The organism is Shigella sp. FC1967 (assembly GCF_001743005.1).
GTDB lineage: Bacteria > Pseudomonadota > Gammaproteobacteria > Enterobacterales > Enterobacteriaceae > Proteus.
Window position 1 is genome coordinate 1 of the sequence record NZ_MIIZ01000241.1, and the last position, 259, is coordinate 259.

General features: G+C 49.4%; 1 protein-coding gene. It reads left to right on the plus strand.

The window, feature by feature from the left end; genetic code table 11:
* Window positions 1-95: transposase (locus BHE89_RS02245; protein ID WP_171742431.1), on the plus strand; the 95-nt coding region annotated here is incomplete at its 5' end.
* Window positions 96-259: the final 164 nt, after the last annotated feature.

A 259-nucleotide genomic window follows, 5' to 3' on the forward strand; every position in this document is an offset into this window, starting at 1 on the left:
TTTTGTGGTCAAGGTCGTACTTTGTCTGTAGCACCGGAGAGGCAACGATTGAAACACTCAGAGCCTACGTTCAGAGCCAGTCAACGCTTGATTGATCTTTAAAGCCCTGCGGGCTTTTCGCCTTATATCCCCGCCCGCACTGGGCGAGGGTTTACGGCGTTTTTTCGCTAACCTTTGCTTTTGTTGCGCAACAGGCGTATTATGCGCATCCTCTCATCTAAGAGAGAAATCACTGTTTTATTGGGTTCCCTCACCCCAA